The organism is Enterococcus sp. C63 (genome assembly GCF_040887215.1).
In the GTDB taxonomy this organism is placed as follows: domain Bacteria; phylum Bacillota; class Bacilli; order Lactobacillales; family Enterococcaceae; genus Enterococcus_B; species Enterococcus_B hirae.
The window spans coordinates 411,665-432,190 of record NZ_JBFOFI010000001.1; the positions used below are offsets into that span (position 1 = coordinate 411,665).

A 20,526-nucleotide genomic window follows, 5' to 3' on the forward strand; every position below is an offset into this window, starting at 1 on the left:
AAATTCATTATTGTCTAGTAAAAGGAGGAAACAAAATGACATTACTTAAACAATTCCTATGGAAGAATAAAAAAATCGTAGGCATGACTTTTTTATTCGTCTGTTTACAAATCATTGGTACACTTGGTGTGCCTAAATTAGTGGCAACATTAATTGATGAAGGGATAGTTACTGGTCAAAACAGTAAAATTTATACCATTGGTCTACAAATGGTATTCGTAGCCTTACTAGGTACTTTTTCAGCGATTGCTTCTAGCTATTTTTCTGCACTAGTGTCTGCAAAATTTGGCTACCAAACAAGGGAAACCTATTTTGATAAGTTCCAACAATTATCGATGAAAGATGCAGATGAATTTGGAAGTGCCTCACTCCTGACTCGAATGACTAATGATGTAGATAATATCCAACAAATGATTGTACTCTTTTGTCAAATGATCTTACCTGCACCAATCATTGCGGTGTTTACAATTGTCATGATGCTTCAATATTCCATGACATTGACATTGATTACATTGATTTCTGTGTTTATTTATGCTGTCGTTATTTACATTTTAATGAAAAAAGGAACCCCTCTATCTCTCAGTATCCAACCAAAAATGGATCGTATCACAGTGACTTTAAGGGAATTTTTTACAGGTGTGAATATGATTCGAGCCTTCAACAATCAAGACTATGAGGAGAAGCGCACCAATCAAACATTTGAGAAATATGCCGCACAGATGATCCGAGTCAATCGCGTATTTGCTTGGGTCACTCCAATTGCTTTTTTATTAATGGGGATCGTATACAGCGCCATTCTTTGGTTTGGTGGTTCGTTGGTCAGTGAAGGTGCACTACAGATCGGGACTGTTACTGCCATCGTCGAATATTCGATGCTCACGTTGGCTTATCTAATGACTGCAGCTATGGTGTTAGTCGTCGTTCCAAAATCGATGTCCTCTCTTCGGCGGATCGAAGAAGTGTTGAATCAACCTATTGAGATCATTGATCCGGAAAATCCATCAACAGCTTCGCTGAATATGGATGATGAGCATGTGTTATCTTTTGAACACGTTTCTTTCAGTTATACCAAAGATTCGGAACCTGTATTGGAAGATATCCATTTTAAGGTACCTAAAGGCAAAACAACTGCCATCGTTGGCGGAACTGGTTCTGGTAAAAGTACAATTGCCAAATTGCTTCTTCGTTTGAATGATGTGACCAGTGGACAGATTACATTAGGGGGTCAACCACTCCAACAATTAACACAAGAAATGATTCGCTCAAAAATCAGCTATGTTCCGCAAAAAGCGTTTCTGTTTAGTGGAACAATTTTATCAAACCTGCAAATGGGCAATGAGCATGCAACAGAAGAAGAATTGACCTCAGCTATACGTATTTCACAATTAGAGGAAGTTTTGGATAAATTGCCCAAAAAATTAGCTAGTTTTGTTGCACAAGGCGGAGATAATTATTCTGGCGGACAAAAACAACGGATGTGTATTGCACGAGCGCTCATCAAACCAGCAGATATCTATGTTTTCGACGATAGCTTTTCTGCTTTGGACTACAAGACGGATGCAAAACTAAGAACAGCCCTCCATGAAGAAATGGCTGATAAGACATTGATCATTGTGGCTCAAAGATTGAGTACAATCATGAACGCTGATCACATCATCGTTTTAGACAATGGCCGAATCGTGGGACAAGGAACTCACGAAACACTCCTTGCTACTTGTCTTTCTTATCAGGAATTTGCTAAATCACAAGGGATTTTGAAAGAAGGGAATATATGAAAACAACTGATGTAAAAATGAATAAACATAGTTTGATCCGCTTTTGGAAAATGATCCAATCTGATCACAAAACATTTTATGGCTTACTATTATGTAGTTTAATCGGTAACCTGATGGTCGTTGCAATGCCGATGATCATGGGCGTTGGTATCGATCAGCTTTTAAGTCGAATCCGTACGATCGGGATTGCTGAAATGACATTTCATGATGTCAAGGATGCCCTTTTGTTCCCTGTTGTTTTATTACTCGTTTTTTCTTTTTTAAGTAGTATTACTTCTTTCATTCAAGAATACGCAATGGCTACATTGAGTGAAAAAATCACACTTAATGTTAGAAAAGAAATGACCAAGAAATTCAAAACATTACCAATGGCCTTCTTTGATCAGCATCAGGTAGGAGATATCATCAGCCGAACAACGACTGGTTTGAATCAACTAGCACAAGTCTTGCTAACAGGGATCAATCAATTTTTCACTTCCATCGTAACGATTTTATTTTCCATTTTGATGCTGTTTTATATTGACAGCAAATTGACGTTACTGATTCTTTTATTGATCGTTGGTAGTTCATGGGTCACTCAACTCTTTGCGAATAAAAACAAAAAGATTTCTGATGACAATCAAACAGAACTAGGTTCATTAAATAATAAAGTGGAAGAATATCTTGCAGGTAACTTGGTCATCAAAACATTCAATCAACAAGATCAAGCGATCGAGTCGATCCGTCAAGTAAATCATTCACAGTACCAAGCATTTAAAAAAGCGCAATTCATGAACTTTGCCATCTATCCAGCGATTCGCTTGATCAATCAATCAGCGTTCATTTTAAGTGCTGTCTTAGGTGGGATCTTAGTAATATCTGGTGGACTCACACTAGGATTGTTACAAGCTTATCTGCAGTACATCAATCAAATCTCTGAACCGATCTCGACCGCTTCTTATGTCATCAATTCGTTACAATCTGCTATGGCGGCGATTGATCGTATCTTTGAGATTATGGATGAACCAAATGAGCGTTCTGATCACGAAAATACAACATCACTTGACCAGCCTGCTGGTTCAATCAGGTTCAAAGATGTTCGATTTGGTTATAGTCCAGATAAGATCTTGATGGAAAATGTCAACTTTTCGGCTAAACCAAAACAAACAATTGCAATCGTGGGACCAACTGGGGCAGGAAAAACGACATTAGTCAATTTACTCATGCGATTTTACGAGCTAAACCATGGAAGAATCGAATTCGACGGAATCGATATCACGAAATTCTCTCGTAGTGAGTTACGTAAACACTTTGGGATGGTTTTGCAAAATACATGGCTCTTTGAAGGCACAGTGGCAGATAATATTGCTTATGGGAAACAGCAAGCTTCCAGAGACGAAATCATTGCGGCTGCCAAAATTGCCCAATGTGATCATTTCATCCGTACGTTACCTGAAGGATATGATACGATTATTTCAAGTGAAAATGGTTCGTTGTCACAAGGACAACAACAGCTATTGACCATTGCTCGGGTATTGCTAGCGAATCCTTCCGTAGTTATTTTAGATGAAGCAACCTCCAGCGTGGATACCCGCACCGAAGCAATGATCCAAAAAGCAATGAATGCTGTCACAGAAAACCGAACCAGCTTTATCATCGCCCATCGGTTATCTACGATTGAAAATGCCGACTTGATTTTAGTGATGGAAAATGGAAATATTATTGAACAAGGAACCCATCAGTCACTATTAAGCAAACCAACACTTTATGCTAGTTTATATAATAGCCAATTTCAAATCACATAAAAGAGGTTGTGAAAAGTGCGCTTTGATCTGAGTAATAAGGAAGAAAATCTCGAAACAGCTCCTCATGTTTTGAGATTTTTAGACTTATTACCGAGGGTCAGCACTTTGAACACCGTTTATATCAAGAGGTTGTGAAAAGTGCGCCTTGACCTAAGTAATTTTGAACACTTTTTACCTATTTTAAACCCCATAAAAAAGAGCCTGGACTTTTTTCCAAGGCTCTTTTTTATGGGTCTATTCTTTCAATCTCTCTTATTCACAAATTCAATCGTTACATAGAGAACTTTCACTTACATAAATTGTCAATGTCTCTCCTTACGCCATTTTCTTTTTGGTGTTGAAATTCATCTAAACTTTTTTAGCGATTCTCTACTTGCGATAATTGTTGTTCGAATTGCCATGTTTCTCCACCATCAGTCGAATAAAAAAGACAAGCAAACATTTTCCCTGCATCGATCGATCCATTTTTTAGGAGGTAAAACTTGGTTTCCAATTTATTGGCACTTACTTGTACCACTTCATTTGGTGACTGGAACAAATCGATCCCTCCCAATTGATACTCACCCGGGATAGCTACCAAGGATTCTTTGAATGTTAGTCCCCCATCATTCGTATAATAGATGTTTTCTCTTGTAGAAAGGAAACCCAATGTCTTCGTCACAAAACTAACATTTTGAATCGGTTGATTTACGATGGTACTGCCGCTTTTTTGCCAGCTTTGCCCTTTATCGTTGGTCGTATAAATTTTTAGACTTTCCGCAGACATTCCTGTAGAGGATGAAAATACCATGACGCCTTGATCGTTTGTGAAAAAGTTTGCTTTACGGTAACGAACCTGTCCGCCTTGATCTGTAATCTGACTTTTTTGCCACGTCTTCCCATTATCAGCTGATGATAATAGGTAAACGTTTTTTTGATCAGGTAAATAGATAAACCAAGAAAAAGTAGGAGAAACATCAAATGTTTTGTCCATCCATTCCCCTTTTGCAACAGTACCCGAAGTCAAAGTATAGTCACCAAAACGCAACCAGTCCACAGCAATTGGAACGAAATGCCAGTCTTTTCCTTGATTCGTCGTCAAATACAAGGCTTGTGTTTCTGGGTCTATTTTTACGTCATTCGTTTGCTCAGTGGTCAAATTGACGGATGTTTGAACAGGTTTCAATAAACCGTCCTGATTAGTCGAAGTTGGCATTTTTCTTACTTTTTCTTCGCTTTGCATCATAGAGTGTACATTCGTTGCTACTGGTCCTGCATTAATGAATTGATAAACACCCCCGCCAATCAACAAGAGTGTTCCAACTCCAATTGCTAAATGAGAGTAAAAAGGCTCAATTCTTTTTTTGTTTTTTCGGTCTATCGGTTCATTTACTTGCATAAAAACATAGTATCGATTACTGCCATACCAAGTAAGTTGTTCTCCTAGAAAAAGTGAGACACCCTCCATCGTTTGCAGCAGAAAATAACGCCTCTTTTTCGCAAGTGTAAACTCCTTTTTGTTATGATCACTCAAGTAGAGATAATTTTCGTCCTGAGAGCCAACTGAAATATGTAACATATTCGCCACTTGTTTTTCCAGCCATTGATCATAATGCCGAGAGATGTTCCTCTTTTTGAACCATAGCACAGCAACGAGTAAAAACAAGAATAGTCCTATCGCAAAGTCAACATAACTTGAAAAATGGTACAAACTAGTGATTCGCTCCATTTTAAATGAATGTGGATGATTCTGCTTTAAATGATGGTAGATGTTTCCCCATCCGCCAAAGAACAACAGGTTAGCGGTTAAATACATCCCAATTTTCCATGTCATTTTTTTCGTTCGTTGATTGATGATAGACAACATCTTTGCTTTTGCTGACATCAATTCAATAATCAATAATTCTTTATCCATCTTGCCAATCTCCTTTTTTTACATTATGACGTAAAACGAGGAGATTGACTAGTTGATTTACGCTTTATTTAACGTTTATCTTTTTTTTGTAAACAAAGTATAATCCAAGTAAGAAGCAAGCCATGCCAATCATAGAAAGACTTGATTTTTGATAACCTGTAGTAGGTAGTTTTTTGTCTTCTTGTTCTTCTTGTTCGTCTTTTTCATCTTTTTTATTTTTTTCATTTTTTTCGTCTTTTTTATCTCTCTGATCGTTGTTATTCGTTGTCTCATTTGGCGTTGCTGGTACTGGCTTTTTATCCCCCGATTGGTTCGTATCCGCATCTGGTTTTTCTTTAGTTGGTTCAGCTAGCACATGGATTTCAACAGTTTTCTTTTGATGACCGTTTTGATAGGTCACTGGATAAACGCCAACTTTTGTCGTATCCACCTTACCAGAAACCATTTTCTGGTCAAATGTTAGGGGATTTCCTTCTTTATCATTGGCTGAAATAAAATTGTCTCGTGGATTCCAATTGTCTCCTACATAGAGTGTGGAACCTTTAACTACGAGTGTTTCTTTGTTCTCTTTGACCGTTACTTTGATCGTCTTACTTGCTATTCCGTTGGTATACGTCACAAAATAATCGCCCGTTTTTTGGCTATCCACCGAACCTTCCACCATTTTTGGAGTGAACGGTAGAGGCATCCCATCTTCATCAGTAGCTGAAACAAAATTAGCTTGTGGATCCCATTGATCACCCACATAAATAACTGAGTCTTTGGCCTGAATGCTCTCCTGGTTTTCTTTTACTGTTACATGAATGACTTGAGCAGCGCTACCATTAGTATAAGTAATCGGTGTCACTCCTACTACTGAGGTATCCACTGTTCCACTGACCATACTCATATCAAATGGAAGGGGATTTCCTTCCTTATCTGTTGCTGAAATAAAATTATCCTGTGGATCCCAGGTTTCACCAAGGTAAAGCGTCGAATCTTTGGCTAAAATTGATTCATAGTTTGGCTCTTTCTGCCAAACATACGTATCTGCCATCGCTCCTGTATAGTTCGCCATCAATTCTTCTGAAGTTAGCACGTATTCCCCAGCAGGGTTCGTAACCGTTCCAGAACCAACGTTTTGCCAATAACCAGTGTTTCCATCTTCTACTGGAATAGCAGGAAGATTGGCTGAATCTACAAAACGATAGCCTTTACCAAGAGTCAATTCATTGAGGCTCGTTGTTCCAGCCAGCATTTCTGCCATTTCTACGGGATCCTCAAACTGAAAATAAGAAAGATCTAATTTTTTTACTTTCGAACAATTTAAGAACATATATGTCAGATAATTCACAGACTCTGTATTGAAATTAGACACATCGATCGTCTCTAGTAACTCACAATTAGCAAACATGTATCTCATTGCTTGGACTAGACTGGTGTCAAAATTAGAAACGTCCAAAGAGGTTAAACTATTACAGCCATTGAACATATAATTCATGGATGTTACTTGACTTGTATCAAAACCTTCCACTGCGATCGTTTTCAATTTGCGACATTGATCAAACATGTAATGCAAATGAACAACCTTTGATGTATCAAAATTAGAAACGTCCACACTCTCTAATTCATAATTCAAACGAAACATCACTGAAAGATCAATCGCACTTGATGTATCGAAATTTGAGACATCCACATAGCGCAACTTCTTACATTCAGCGAATAAACGTGACATATAAACCACATTTGATGTATCAAAGTGAGCGATATCTAAGGTAATTAATTCATTACAAGCAAAAAACATTCTGTTCATGTTGACAACATTACTCGTATCAAAACTAGAAAGATCGATTGATTGTACTTTGGTACATCGACTGAACATGCCACTCATATCAACTACATTACTTGTATCGAAACTTGAAAGATCAAGATGAATGAGATTCTCTGTTTGGTCAAATGCTTCAAAAAACATATTAGACATATTCGTGACATTTGACGTATCCCATCCTGACAAATCAACGCCATTTAGTACACGACAGTCAGAAAAAAAGGAAGTCATATCCGTTACTTGACTTACGTCTAAATAAGCTAAATTCTCAATGGACAAAAGATTACTATATCCATAAAATAAGCGATGAGTTTCTTTAGGAGCAATCGTTGGTCCAGTGAATACCATTTTTTTTATTTTAAATCGATAGCTGTTGAACCAAGGAGGAAAAAACGTAACCGGTGTTTCTCCCAATGTGCCTCCTCCAATATATAATGTACCTTCTGCATCGATTCGCCAAGAACAAGTTCCGAAAACACCACTGGCAATATCGGTGGATTCTTCTGTAGGTGTGGCAGTGTTGAGAAGTGTCTCCTCTTGTTCTGTGTTTTCCGTCAATTGATCCTGATCTAAGTCAACAGCTGATTGACTTTCAGTTGGTTGATCAAGGCTCTCTGATTCCTCTACCAGTTTTTCTTGCGGAACTTCTGTCATTGACTCTTCTAACTCTGGCTGATTTTCATCAGGTTCCTGGATCATTGTTTCTAATGGATTTTCGACCAGATCGTTTTTACCTCCTGGTTCGTTTAAACTAGTTGCTGTTTGTACTTGCTCTTCGTCTGGTTTACTCCATTCTTCGGCATAAGAATAAGAAAACGGATGAAGCAGAGATTGTGTCGCCAACCAAATCGCTAACGAACATTTGACTAACTTTTTCTTGTTCATTGATTTTCCCCCTAAATTCACCATGTTTTTAAAATAAAAGCTATTTATATAATCAACGATTACTTGAAGGAAAAGTTTTCTATTTTTTTCTTTCAAAAAAAATATTAGTAAAAAAATTGAGCTCATCGTTTATTCAAGTTAAAATAAAAAAGATTTCACTAAATAAATTACGCGGCTTTTAATTAAAGTCGGGAAGGAATAAGAATGAATAACCTATTTTTCAGATTATTAAATAACAAGCAATTACAGCGGCAGATAAGAATTCTTTACTATTTACATAAATGTGATTCGATTTCTTCAACTGAAAAACTAGTGAAAGAACTTGAAACAACAGCACCGACACTTCGCGCGGATATTGATTCTTTACAACAATTACTTCCCAAGGGAATGACCATCAAATATTATAAAAAGATCGGTTACCGATTGATGGTGTCTACATTCAAAACGATTGATTCCATTGTCATGGAGATCGCTAAAGATACAATTGTTTATAAATTGATTGACGAAATCTACCGAGGTCGTATTCATTCATTCCAAACTGCCACCGAACAGTTTCATCTCTCGCATTCAGTTTTGAGAAAGACCATTCGCCATATTAACAAAGAATTAAAATTTTATCGCCTTACTTTATCGACTAAACAATTAGATTTATTAGGAAATGAAGCAGATATCCGTTACTTTTTATTTGAGTTTTACCATGGTTTTAGACAAACATTTACGACCAATCATTCTTATCAAACAATCAACAATACATACGAAGAACTCCAAGAAGCGACAACGCAAATCGCAACAAATTATTTTCGCATCAACTTATGGATGAATATTTTAAAACAGCGCTTATTAAATAAACAAATGATTCATCTCGAACCGTCCTTATGTAAAGAAATTAAGGCAAGAACAAGTTTCATTCAGTTTAAATCGGTTTTTAAAAAGTATTTTAAAAGTAGATTTGGTATTACCCAAGTAGCCGAGGAGGAAATTGTTTGGTCTTACCTCATACGCTTACATTGTGTTTCTTACTACCCAGCTAACAAAACTTTGAATCTGTGCTATCCAGAAGATATTCCAACCTTAGAACAGTATGAACCATTTTTACGACCATTACAGAATTCTACAACTATCACAAATGTCGACCTGCTAAAGTTAAAAGGATATCTCAGCAACCTGCGTCTGCTGACAAAAATCTCTTCTCATTTTGAGCGAATCACTTTAGAACTTCATACTAGCGTACCTATGAAAGTCAAAAACTTTTTAAAGAATGGCAGAACTATTTAAAAAAGTATACACATGTATTACCTTTTTCTGTTACCCACTATCAAGATATCGCCTTAACGTTAAGTATTATTCATTATGCCAATTTAACCTCTTCCTCTACCCAAAAAAAACAGACGATTTTATTTTCATTCCAAGGAGAACCCGGATTAGAAGACTATTTGACTCGATTCGTATGCCAATTGCTTCCACAAAATGTGGTTCCTCTTTTTGTCTCTAATAAATTTATTTCACATAAGATGGTTTTAGAAACTGAGGTTGCATTGGTTGTTTGCAATTATGATTTTCTAGATACAACCTGCCCTTGCCCAGTACTCTTACTTTCTTATTTTCCTACAAAAAAAGAATGGCTCGATCTGCAACAATACATTTTTAAATTAGCTTACCCAATCAATGATTGATCATTAGCTGAACAAGTAACAAAAAAAGAATCAACACGATTTTTAGTTTCGTGTTGATTCTTTTTAATTATTTATTATAGATTTTTGGTCCTTTTCGCATATTCCGTCGATCATTTTTAGGCTCAGCCATTTTTTTTGAACGTCCGCCGCCTTGTTTCTTTTTGATCAATTCAAGCATTTTTTCCTTTGTATCCATCTTATACCCCTTTCTTCATGATTGTCAGCTACGTTATCATTTTCTAGTTTTCTGATTCTTTTACATGATTCACTAAGTTTGAATTATCCCTTAGGTGCTAATAGCGCCACTAATTCCACATGATGTGTTTGTGGGAATAAATCGACTGGTTGTACTTTTTTCACTTCGTAGCCTGACTCAGCAAATAACTTTGCATCTCTGGCAAAAGTTGCTGGATTGCAAGAGATATATACTAATTTCGCAGGTGCCATGTCAATGGCTGACGCAATAAAACGTGCATCTAATCCTTTTCTTGGCGGGTCGACAACGATCACAGATGGTTTGATCCCTTTGTCTTGCCATTTCTTCATGACTGTTTCTGCCTTACCTACTTCGTAATGAGCATTTTCAATTTTGTTTGTTAATGCATTGAATTGTGCATCTTCAATCGCTTCCGGAACAAGTTCCATGCCATAGACCTCTTTAACTTTATCAGCTAGAGATAAACCGATCGTTCCAATACCAGAGTAAGCATCAATGACGGTATCTTCTTTTTGTAACGCTGCAAATTCAATGGTTGTTTGATACAATTTTTCCGTTTGTTCAGTATTCACTTGATAGAATGATTTTGAGGAAATACGGTAAGTTTTGCCCAATAGTTGATCCTCAATATAACTTCTACCATAAAGAACCTTCTCTTTATCGCCTAATATCACGTTTGTTTTCTCTTCGTTGATATTTTGAACGACTGAAACGACTTCTGGCAATTCTTCATGAATAATAGAAGCAATTTCCTTGCCTTTAAAGAATTTTTCTTTTCGTGTAACTAAAACGACCATCATTTCATGTGAGTAATGACCTCTTCTGATGATAATATGACGGATTTGTCCTTCATTTTTCGCCTCGTTATAACCACGTACTTGGAAACGTTGCAAAATATCTCTCACACGTTTGATGGCTTCATCGATTGCTGGATCTTGAATATAATAATCCTCGATTTCAACTAGTTCATGGCTATTCTTTTTATAAAAACCAGTTGCTAGACGACCATCTATTCTTCTCACTGGAATCTGTGCTTTGTTACGATAGCCAATAGGATTCTCCATTGGGATGGTAGGTAAAATGTTAACCTCTGGCATCTTTGCGATCTTGCTCATGACATTTTCCACTTGCTTTTGTTTAAAAAGTAATTGCTGCTCATAGTTCAAATGTGCTAAAGGAGCAATTCCTGTCCGTAGAAGGCGATTATCCTTTAATGGTTGACGGTCTGGTGATTCGGTTAGCCATTTTTCTACTTTTCCATAACCAAATTTATTCCCAGCTTTTACTACTAGCACTTCCACTCGTTCACCTGGTAATGCATTTTCAATAAACAAAGGATAGCCATCGATTTTAGCTACGCCCATACCTTCATAACTTAAATCGATAATATCTAATGTGTAACGTTCATTTTTTTTAACTGATAGTTTCTCTTTCATAATAACTCCTCATTTAGGTTTGTAACTGAAGCAGTTTTGCTTTTAGTACTACGGTCATATCCAAAAAACGATCATTTGTGTTTTATTGGATAGGGACTTGGTACCGGGTTGCTTCAGGACATTTTTTTTAGGCACATAGAGCCTTTTTTTGGCAAGTCCATTTATTCACTTGAAGCCTTCACTTCATTTACGATCCAATTGTCAATCTTTCGTTCGCCTACTTTAGACTCAACAAAGAAAAATAACATACTGTTACATAATGATCTTCAATAAATAAGAATTAATTTTTATCATACGAAAGGGTGGAACGATCATTTGTCCCACCCTTTACGTCATTTTTCTTTATCTGCAATCTTGCCGTCACCGTCTATGTCTTCATCAGTCAAACGCTCAACTTCTTTGACAAATTCTTTGCTGACCTCTTCTAACTCCTCTTCGGAACCAGTAATTGCTTCATCTGGAATTTGGTCGATGTTTGCATAAAATTCAATATGTTGATGAAGGTTTTGGAAGTGCATAGGTGCATTTCCACCATATTCGCCGTCTAAGTTGATCATGACCGGTCGGTTGATATCGTCTTCTGTTTCGACATACAAACTGCTGGTTTTCGTATAAATCACTCGAGAATCATCTACATGGCGCCCACCATTCAACATCAAGGCTGCGATATGCAAAATTTCAAAAATATTCGCTGTTTTGACAATAATTAATGAAAATTTACCATCGTCTAGCTTGGCATCAGGAGCAATCTTTTCGAACCCGCCGACTGAATTAGTGAGTCCTAAAAAGAACATAGAGGCATTCCCGATGTATTCTCCTTCATCATATTTCAAGCGCATTTTGATTGGTTTCACTCGAGGCAGCATCTCTGCACCTTTAGCTAAATATGCCAAATAGCCGAAAATACTCTTTAGTTCTGAAGGAACTTCATAAGTTAACTCCGTTAAATAACCACCCGCAGCGATGTTGATAAAGTAGCTATCTTCCGTTTGACCGATATCCATCTTAACCGTCTGATTCTTCTTGATAACTTCAGCTGCGGCTTTGATATCATCCCGTGGAATCTTTAACGCACGTGCGTAATCGTTAGTAGTACCTGCTGGGATAATCGCCATTTTAGGACGATGCTCAAGCGGTGCAATACCGTTAACAACCTCATTGATTGTCCCATCGCCTCCCGCAGCTACCACCAGATCAAATCCATTTTCTGCTGCTCTTCTTGCTTCATTTTTGGCAGAATTTTTTTCTGGTGTTGTCGCATACGCACTTGCTTCATAGCCAGAATCCTCCAAAGCTTGGAGGATATCCGCTAGATTTTTTTTCAACAATTCTTTGCCAGAAGTTGGATTATAAATAACACGAGCTTTTTTCATGATCTACTCCTAGCGTTTTGCTAATTCTTCTTGCAACAGTTTATTAACGACACCTGGATTGGCTTGACCTTTAGTTGCTTTCATGATTTGTCCTACTAAGAAACCAACCGCACGATCTTTTCCGTTTTTGAAGTCATCTACTGATTGTTGGTTATTATCTAAGATTTCGTTGATAACTGGTAATAGTTTGCTTGGATCAGACAACTGAACCCAACCATTTTTTTCAACAACATCTTGTGCGTCGCCACCATTTGTGATCAATTCTCGGAATACTTTTTTCGCAATCTTAGAACTAATCGTACCATCTGCAATCAGACGAATCATGCCTGCTAGATTTTCAGGAGTCAAGTTCGTTTGAGCTAATTCTAGTTTCTCACTGTTCAAGTAAGCAGATACTTCACCCATTAACCAGTTAGATGCCTGTTTTGCATCCGCACCATTCTCTAAAGTCGCTTCAAAGAAGTCAGACATTTCTTTTGATAGAGTTAGAACCATTGCATCATACTCTGGTAACCCTAATTCTTGGATATAACGTTGACGACGAGAGGCAGGCATTTCCGGCAAGCTTGCTTTCACTTTTTGGATCCATTCATCGTCAATCACAAATTTAGGAATATCAGGTTCAGGGAAATAACGATAATCGCTAGAACCTTCTTTGACACGCATCAAAATCGTTTTATTAGTTGTTTCGTCAAAACGTCGTGTCTCTTGTTGGATTTCTCCACCAGAAAGTAAGACTTTTGCTTGACGTTTTTCTTCAAAGGCTAGACCTTTTTTAACAAATGAAAGGGAGTTTAAGTTTTTCAACTCTGCTTTTGTTCCAAATTCTTCTTGTCCATAAGGTCGTAAAGAAATATTGGCATCACAGCGCATAGAACCTTCTTCCATTTTCACATCACTAACTTCAGTAAATTGGATGATTGAACGCAATGCTTCTAGATAAGCATAGGCTTCTTCTGGTGAACGCATATCAGCTTCAGAAACGATCTCGATCAATGGTGTCCCTTGACGGTTTAAGTCAACGTAAGAATAGCCACCAATACCATGCATGTTCTTACCAGCATCTTCTTCTAAGTGAACCCGTTCGATCCGTATTTTCTTTTTCTTACCTTCAACTTCGATCTCGATCCAACCGTCATGCCCAATGGGTTGATCAAATTGTGAGATTTGGTAAGCTTTTGGATTATCTGGGTAAAAATAATTTTTACGATCAAAATGTGTGTCTTTAGAAATTTCACAGTTCAAAGCGAGTGCTGCTCGCATACCAAATTCTAATGCTGCTTTATTCATTACTGGTAAAACACCAGGATATCCCCAGTCGATCACATTTGTATTGCTGTTTGGTTCAGCTCCAAAATGTGCAGGAGCTGGAGAGAAAATTTTTGAGTTGGTCTTTAACTCAACGTGGACTTCAAGCCCAATGATTGTTTCAAAGTTCATTCGCCTTTCCCTCCTAAAATTGCTGGTTTTTGATTATGGAATTGTGTTGCTTGCTCAAAAGCATAGGCTGCTTGGTACATTGTTTTTTCATCAAAATAATTACCAATGATTTGTAAACCAACCGGCATATTCTCAGATAATCCCGCAGGAACTGACATTCCAGGTAAACCAGCTAAGTTAACAGGAATTGTTAAGATGTCACTCATGTACATCGTGATTGGATCATTGATGTTTTCACCGATACCAAATGCCACTGTTGGAGAAGATGGGCCGATGATCAGATCGTAGTCTGCAAAGACTTTTTCAAAATCACGTTTGATCAATGTTCGAACTTGACCCGCTTTTTTAAAGTAAGCATCATAATATCCAGCACTTAATGAGAATGTTCCCAACATGATCCGACGTTTGACTTCTTCACCAAAACCTTCAGTACGTGAATTCACATATACATCTTCTAAGTTCTTCACATTTTCTGAACGGTAACCGAAACGAATACCATCAAAACGTTGTAAGTTGGAACTTGCTTCTGATGAGGCAATGATATAGTAGACTGCTACCCCATATTTTGAATGTGGCAAACTTACTTCTTCTACAGTTGCGCCTAATGAACGGAAAGTTTCTGCCGCTTTCAAAATGTTTTCTTTTACGCCAGGATCGACTCCTTCGCCAAGATATTCTTTTGGTAAAGCAATCTTCATCCCCTTGATGTCGCCAGTTAATCCTTCGGCAAAATTAGGAACAGAAACACCAGAAGATGTGCCATCTTTTTCATCATAGCCACTGATTGCTGTTAAAGCTAATGCATTATCTTTGACGTTGCGAGTCATTGGCCCGATTTGATCTAGTGATGAGGCAAAGGCGATCAAACCAAAACGTGACACACGTCCGTAGGTAGGTTTCATTCCCACGATTCCATTAAATGAAGCTGGTTGGCGAATACTTCCGCCAGTATCACTACCTAAGGAAACTGGGATTTGTCCAGCAGCGACTGCAGCAGCCGAACCACCAGAAGAACCACCAGGAACTTTCGAATGGTCCCAAGCATTTTTTGTTTTCTTAAAGTAAGAAGTTTCTGTACTTCCTCCCATCGCAAACTCATCCATGTTCAATTTACCAACTGGAATCATATCTGCTTGATACACTTTGTCCATGACAGTAGCATCATAGATAGGATCAAAATTATAAAGAATTTTGGAAGCTGCAGTCGTCAACAGATCTTTGGTAACGATATTGTCTTTGATCCCAATTGGAATCCCAGCTAAGACATTATTTTCGTCAATTCCTTTTTCATCTAACGCTTTGGCTTGTGCCAGAGCTTTTTCTTCATTCAATGTAATAAAAGCTTCAATCTCTGGCTCAGTTTCTTTGATTCGCTCAAAGGTTGCTCTTGTTAAATCTTGTGCAGTGATTTCTTTAGAAACCAGTAATGCGTGCAATTCTTCTAAAGAAAGATCATATAGTTTTGTCATTATGCGCCAGCCTCCCCATTGTCAATAATTGCTGGCACTTTGATAAAGCCATCTTCTTTTTCTGGTACATTTCTCAACAATTCATCGCGATCCCAACCAGCACTTGCTCGGTCTTGTCGCATAACGTTCACTGTTTCAACCACATTTGATGTAAATGGAACACCTTCTGTATCAACTTCCTCAAGCATTTCCACCATATCAATGATTTTCCCTAATTGATCAGTAAAACTTGCAAGTTCTTCATCTGCGAACGCAAGTTTTGCTAATTTGGCAACGTGTTTTACTTGTTCTTCACTGATCGCCATACTACCCCTTCTTTCTAAACGAGTTAAAAACTTTGCTCTCTATTTTAACATAAGTGATTCCCATCTGAAATTGTTTCTTGAAATTTGTCTGAAAAAAATCAGATTTTCTTAATTAAAATGACTGTCAGCTAATGCTTCTGCCATTTTTTCTTCTGACCATACGTCGATTCCTAGTTCTTGTGCTTTGGTCAGCTTACTACCAGCGTCTTCGCCTGCAACCACGATATCGGTTTTCTTAGACACACTGCTAGTAACCTTACCTCCAAGATTTTCAATGGTTTCTTTTGCTTCTTCACGCGTAAAACGAGTCAATTTCCCTGTTAAAACCACTGTTTTTTCTTTAAAAGGTGAGTCGATCGTTTCGATCTGTGAAGAACGAATCCCTTTATACTCAAAGTTGACACCTGCTTGTTTTAGTTCGGACATCAAGTCATGGACCTCTTCATTACTGAAATAAGTCACTACGCTATCAGCAATCGTATCGCCGATCGTGTCTAGCGCAATGATCGATTCAAAGTCACTTTTACTTAATGTTTCCAGATCGCCAAAATGCTCTGCTAATATCTTCGCTGCCTTGGAGCCGACGTGGCGAATCCCTAAGCCAAATATCAATCTTTCGACCGAATTATCCTTACTATCGTGGATTGCTGTCAATATATTATTGGCTGATTTTTCTTTGATTTTATCTAACGTCAGCAATTCCTCTTCCGTTAGCTTGTAAAGATCAGCCACATCTGTAACTAGTTGTTTATCATACATCTGTGCCAATACTCTTGGTCCTAGGCCATCGATATTCATGGCGTTACGTGAAACAAAATGATTCAATCCTTCTTTGATTTGGGCTGGACACTTCGGATTGATACAACGAAGAGCAACCTCTTCATCAAGATGAACTAATTCACTATGACAGATCGGACAATGTGTTGGTAAAACATAAGGTTCGCTATCAGCAGGTCGTTGATCCAACACGACTTGTGCTACTTCAGGGATAATATCTCCTGCTTTATAGATGCGAACAATATCGTTTAACCTTATATCTTTTAACTTGATGTAATCACCGTTATGCAGACTTGCTCGACTAACTGTCGTGCCAGCCACTCGTACCGGAGTCATAATCGCTGTAGGTGTCACAACACCAGTCCGCCCAACCGTCCATTCGATTTCTTCGATCTTCGTTTCTACTTCTTCCGGTGGGAATTTATATGCGGTTGCCCAACGAGGTGCTTTGACAGTAAAACCTAATTGGTCCTGTAAAGAAAATTCATTCACTTTGATGACGATTCCATCAATTTCATAGGTTAAGTCCATTCGTTTTTCATGGTATTCTTCAATAAATGACCAAACTTCATCAATCGAATGACACAAACGCTTTTCGTGATTCGTATGGAAACCGATCTGTTCTAATTCTTCTAAAGCATCATATTGGGTTGTTGCTTTCATCGGTCCAAAATCCGCTACCGTATATAAAAAAGTATCCAAATTACGTTTTGCAGTAATTTTAGAGTCCAGTTGTCTCAGTGATCCTGCAGCTGCATTTCGAGGATTTGCAAAAATATCTTTTCCTTCTGCTTCTCTTGCTTGATTTAATTGCACAAATGATTTTTTGGGCATAAAACATTCGCCGCGGACTTCGATACTGATAGCATCTTTCAACTTCAATGGGACAGAACGAACTGTTTTTAGATTTCCTGTGATATTTTCGCCAACCGTCCCATCTCCTCTTGTTGCACCACGAACAAATTCGCCATTTTCATAGCGCAAGGAAACCGATAAACCATCAATTTTTAACTCACAGCAGTAATCAACAGGGCGACCAATCGCTTTTTGGACACGTTGATCAAAGGCAAAGAGTTCGTCTTTGCTAAATACGTCATTCAAACTATAAAGCGGAATATCATGAGTCACTTTTTCAAACCCACTGAGAACTTTCCCCCCTACTCGCTGAGTTGGTGAATCCGAAGTGATTAAATCAGGATATTGCTCTTCAATTGCTACTAATTCAGCATATTCTTGATCATAAACATAATCTTCGACAGTTGGTTTATCTTCAACATAATATTCTCTGGACCAACGATTTAACCGAGATCGTAGTTCTTCTGCTCGTTTTGCAGCTTCATCAATTGTCATTTCATGTTCCATCGTTTATCCCCCCTGTTTAAACTTTTTCAATTGGCGCAAATGCTGCTAACAACCGTTTCACACCTTGACTAGGAAATGCCACGTCCAATTCTAAATCTTTGGCAGTACCATTTACCCTTACCACTGTTCCGATCCCCCATTTTTTATGGTTGACTTTATCGCCTGCTTTCCAGCTATTGCTTTCTCCACCAGTTGCTGTTTTTGAAGAAACAACAGTTGTTACTGGTTGTTTGTAGGCTGGTTTAGCTGTTCTGCTCGTAAAAGGACTCGTTTGTTTTGGCGTTGGCCGCATGCCTTGGACTTCTAATAATTCTTGATCGATTTCTTCTACAAAGCGAGAAGGTCGATTATATTGCGTCCTGCCATATAAGGTACGGGAAAAAGCATTGGTCAGGTAGAGTGCTTCTTCTGCTCTCGTGATCCCGACATAAGCAAGTCTTCGTTCTTCTTCCAATTCGCTTTCTTCCATCAAGGCTCGTGACAATGGGAAAACCCCTTCTTCCAACCCAATCAGAAAGACGACTGGAAATTCAAGACCTTTTGCGGCATGCAAAGTCATCAATGTCACTTGGGTAGTTTCTTCTTCTAAATTATCGATGTCAGAAACTAAGGCCAAGTCATTTAAAAATACAGTTAATTTTTCTTCTGGTGCATCCGCATTTTCTTCATTTTGTTTTTCAAATTGTTTATCAAATTCTTGAGTAACGGTTAAAAATTCTTCCAAGTTTTCGATTCTTGCTTGTGATTCTAAAGTATTTTGAATTTTTAAGTCTTCTAGATACCCACTACGTTCTAAGATTTCTTTTGTCAGTTCGGTCACTGTTAGATAGGGAACCATTTGTGTGACGTCATTGATCATATCGCCAAAAACTGCTAATTGTTGACCGGCTTTTCCACCAATGTTAGTTAAATCAACATTTTGCGCCGCTTCAAGGAGTGGCCATTGGTGGATCGTCGCAAAACTTCTTAATTTCTCGATTGAGCCAGGTCCGATCCCGCGTTTAGGCGAATTAACGATCCGTTCAAAACTGATTGAGTCTTGAGGATTCGCAATCACATTCAAATACGCTAAAATATCCTTAATTTCTTTACGGTCGTAGAACTTATGTCCGCCCACCATTTTATAAGGAATATTCGCTTTTAGTAAGGTTTCTTCCATTACACGAGACTGAGCATTGGTTCGGTACAAAATCGCAAAGTCGCCATAATTTCGTTGATTTTCACGAATTTGCTCTTGCATACGATCCACGATGAAACGTGTTTCATCTCGCTCGTTATCTGCACGGTAGTAAGTGATTTTATTTCCTTCCCGGTTTTCTGTCCAAAGATTTTTCGGCTTTCGATTGCTATTATTTTCGATCACTTGGTTGGCAGCACTTAAAATTGTTTTAGTTGAACGGTAGTTTTGCTCTAATAAAATGACTGTGGCATTCGGATAATCTTTTTCAAAATCCAAAATATTTTGCATATCAGCGCCACGCCAACCGTAAATACTTTGATCAGCATCTCCCACAACACATAAATTTTGGAATCTTTGGGCGAGTAGATTAACTAAAGTATATTGTGCATGGTTCGTGTCTTGGTATTCATCTACATGGATGTAATGGAATTTATTTTGATAATAAGTCAAAGAATCTGGATGCTCTTCAAATAACCGAATGGTATTCATAATCAAGTCATCAAAATCCATACATTGGTTATATTGTAATTCTTTTTGATAAGCTACATAACACTTAGCTGCAATTTCTTCATAGTAGCTTCCTTGCAACTTGGCAAACTCCTGAGGGTTTTGCAAGTTGTTTTTTGCTTGCGAAATCGTTCCAAGTATACTTCTTGGATCGTATTTTTTCGGATCAATATTCAATTCTTTTAAGATACGTTTCATTAAAGACAACTGTTCAGAAGAATCGATAATAGTAAAATTTCGGTTGTAACCGATAAAATCGACATCTCTTCTTAAGATACGCACACACATGGAATGGAAAGTCGACACCCAAACATCTTCGCCACCATATTCTAAAATGGCATTTACCCGCTCCTTCATCTCTTTAGCGGCTTTATTGGTAAAAGTAATCGCTAGGATGTTCCACGGATTTACTTCCTTTTCTTCAATCAAATAAGCAATTCGGTGGGTCAAGACCCTCGTTTTCCCACTACCTGCACCGGCCATCAATAATAGTGGTCCCTCGGTATGAAGAACCGCTTCTTTTTGTCGAGGATTCATCCCATTCAATAATTCACTTTTGGATGACATTTACAACATCCTTTCTTTTATCAATCCGTTTAATTATAGCATTTCCCCAGCTTTCATTAAAGCATATATTATCTA

Annotated in this window: 13 protein-coding genes; 3 read left to right on the plus strand and 10 right to left on the minus strand. The window is 37.9% G+C overall.

The genetic code is table 11. From position 1 onward, the window contains the following. Window positions 1-35: 35 nt before the first annotated feature. Window positions 36-1,775: an ABC transporter ATP-binding protein gene (locus AB3H90_RS01850; RefSeq protein ID WP_368016057.1), complete on the plus strand. Its 1,740-nt coding sequence runs from the start codon at window positions 36-38 to the stop codon at window positions 1,773-1,775. Continuing rightward, window positions 1,772-3,559 (plus strand): ABC transporter ATP-binding protein, encoded by a 1,788-nt coding sequence (locus AB3H90_RS01855; RefSeq protein WP_368016058.1) that lies wholly within the window; start codon window positions 1,772-1,774, stop codon window positions 3,557-3,559. Before AB3H90_RS01850 ends, AB3H90_RS01855 begins: the two co-directional genes overlap by 4 nt. Before the next feature lie 358 nt (window positions 3,560-3,917). Here the strand turns inward: AB3H90_RS01855 and AB3H90_RS01860 are convergent, their stop codons facing one another. Together AB3H90_RS01860 and AB3H90_RS01865 are read right to left on the minus strand one after the other, a co-directional pair. Next, on the minus strand, window positions 3,918-5,453 hold the full coding sequence (locus tag AB3H90_RS01860) for a WD40/YVTN/BNR-like repeat-containing protein (RefSeq protein ID WP_368016059.1): 1,536 nt from the start codon (window positions 5,451-5,453) through the stop codon (window positions 3,918-3,920). A 64-nt stretch (window positions 5,454-5,517) separates the two neighbouring features. Beyond that, the gene (locus AB3H90_RS01865) at window positions 5,518-8,145 is read right to left on the minus strand and encodes a BspA family leucine-rich repeat surface protein (RefSeq protein WP_368016060.1); all 2,628 of its coding nucleotides are present in this window, start codon (window positions 8,143-8,145) and stop codon (window positions 5,518-5,520) included. A gap of 204 nt (window positions 8,146-8,349) precedes the next feature. Here AB3H90_RS01865 and AB3H90_RS01870 point away from each other — a divergent pair, with 204 nt between their 5' ends. After that, on the plus strand, window positions 8,350-9,420 hold the full coding sequence (locus AB3H90_RS01870) for a helix-turn-helix domain-containing protein (RefSeq protein ID WP_368016061.1): 1,071 nt from the start codon (window positions 8,350-8,352) through the stop codon (window positions 9,418-9,420). Window positions 9,421-9,885: 465 nt separating this feature from the next. Here AB3H90_RS01870 and AB3H90_RS01875 read toward each other — a convergent pair whose 3' ends face one another. The 8 genes from AB3H90_RS01875 to pcrA all read right to left on the minus strand — a co-directional run bounded on the left by AB3H90_RS01875 (window position 9,886) and on the right by pcrA (window position 20,451). After that, complete coding sequence (locus AB3H90_RS01875; protein ID WP_010718988.1) at window positions 9,886-10,014, minus strand: hypothetical protein; 129 nt, start codon at window positions 10,012-10,014, stop codon at window positions 9,886-9,888. Between the two features lie 83 nt (window positions 10,015-10,097). Continuing rightward, a complete protein-coding gene (rlmD, locus tag AB3H90_RS01880) occupies window positions 10,098-11,471 on the minus strand; it encodes a 23S rRNA (uracil(1939)-C(5))-methyltransferase RlmD (protein ID WP_368016062.1) in 1,374 nt (457 codons plus the stop codon). Window positions 11,472-11,803: 332 nt separating this feature from the next. After that, window positions 11,804-12,844 carry a diacylglycerol kinase gene (locus AB3H90_RS01885; protein WP_010718986.1) on the minus strand — a complete coding sequence of 347 codons (1,041 nt, stop codon included), beginning with the start codon at window positions 12,842-12,844 and terminating at the stop codon, window positions 11,804-11,806. Between the two features lie 9 nt (window positions 12,845-12,853). Further along, the gene (gatB, locus tag AB3H90_RS01890; RefSeq protein ID WP_096710253.1) at window positions 12,854-14,284 is read right to left on the minus strand and encodes an Asp-tRNA(Asn)/Glu-tRNA(Gln) amidotransferase subunit GatB; all 1,431 of its coding nucleotides are present in this window, start codon (window positions 14,282-14,284) and stop codon (window positions 12,854-12,856) included. Beyond that, window positions 14,281-15,753, minus strand: coding sequence for an Asp-tRNA(Asn)/Glu-tRNA(Gln) amidotransferase subunit GatA (gene gatA / locus AB3H90_RS01895; RefSeq protein WP_368016063.1), 1,473 nt, complete (start codon window positions 15,751-15,753; stop codon window positions 14,281-14,283). Before gatA ends, gatB begins: the two co-directional genes overlap by 4 nt. Further along, window positions 15,753-16,058, minus strand: coding sequence for an Asp-tRNA(Asn)/Glu-tRNA(Gln) amidotransferase subunit GatC (gene gatC / locus AB3H90_RS01900; RefSeq protein ID WP_010718983.1), 306 nt, complete (start codon window positions 16,056-16,058; stop codon window positions 15,753-15,755). The genes gatA and gatC overlap by 1 nt, the downstream gene beginning before the upstream one ends. A gap of 108 nt (window positions 16,059-16,166) precedes the next feature. Next, entirely contained in the window at window positions 16,167-18,197 is a 2,031-nt protein-coding gene (ligA, locus tag AB3H90_RS01905; RefSeq protein WP_368016064.1) for an NAD-dependent DNA ligase LigA, read from the minus strand. Window positions 18,198-18,213: 16 nt separating this feature from the next. Further along, complete coding sequence (gene pcrA / locus AB3H90_RS01910) at window positions 18,214-20,451, minus strand: DNA helicase PcrA (protein ID WP_063627213.1); 2,238 nt, start codon at window positions 20,449-20,451, stop codon at window positions 18,214-18,216. Between the last annotated feature and the right edge of the window lie 75 nt (window positions 20,452-20,526).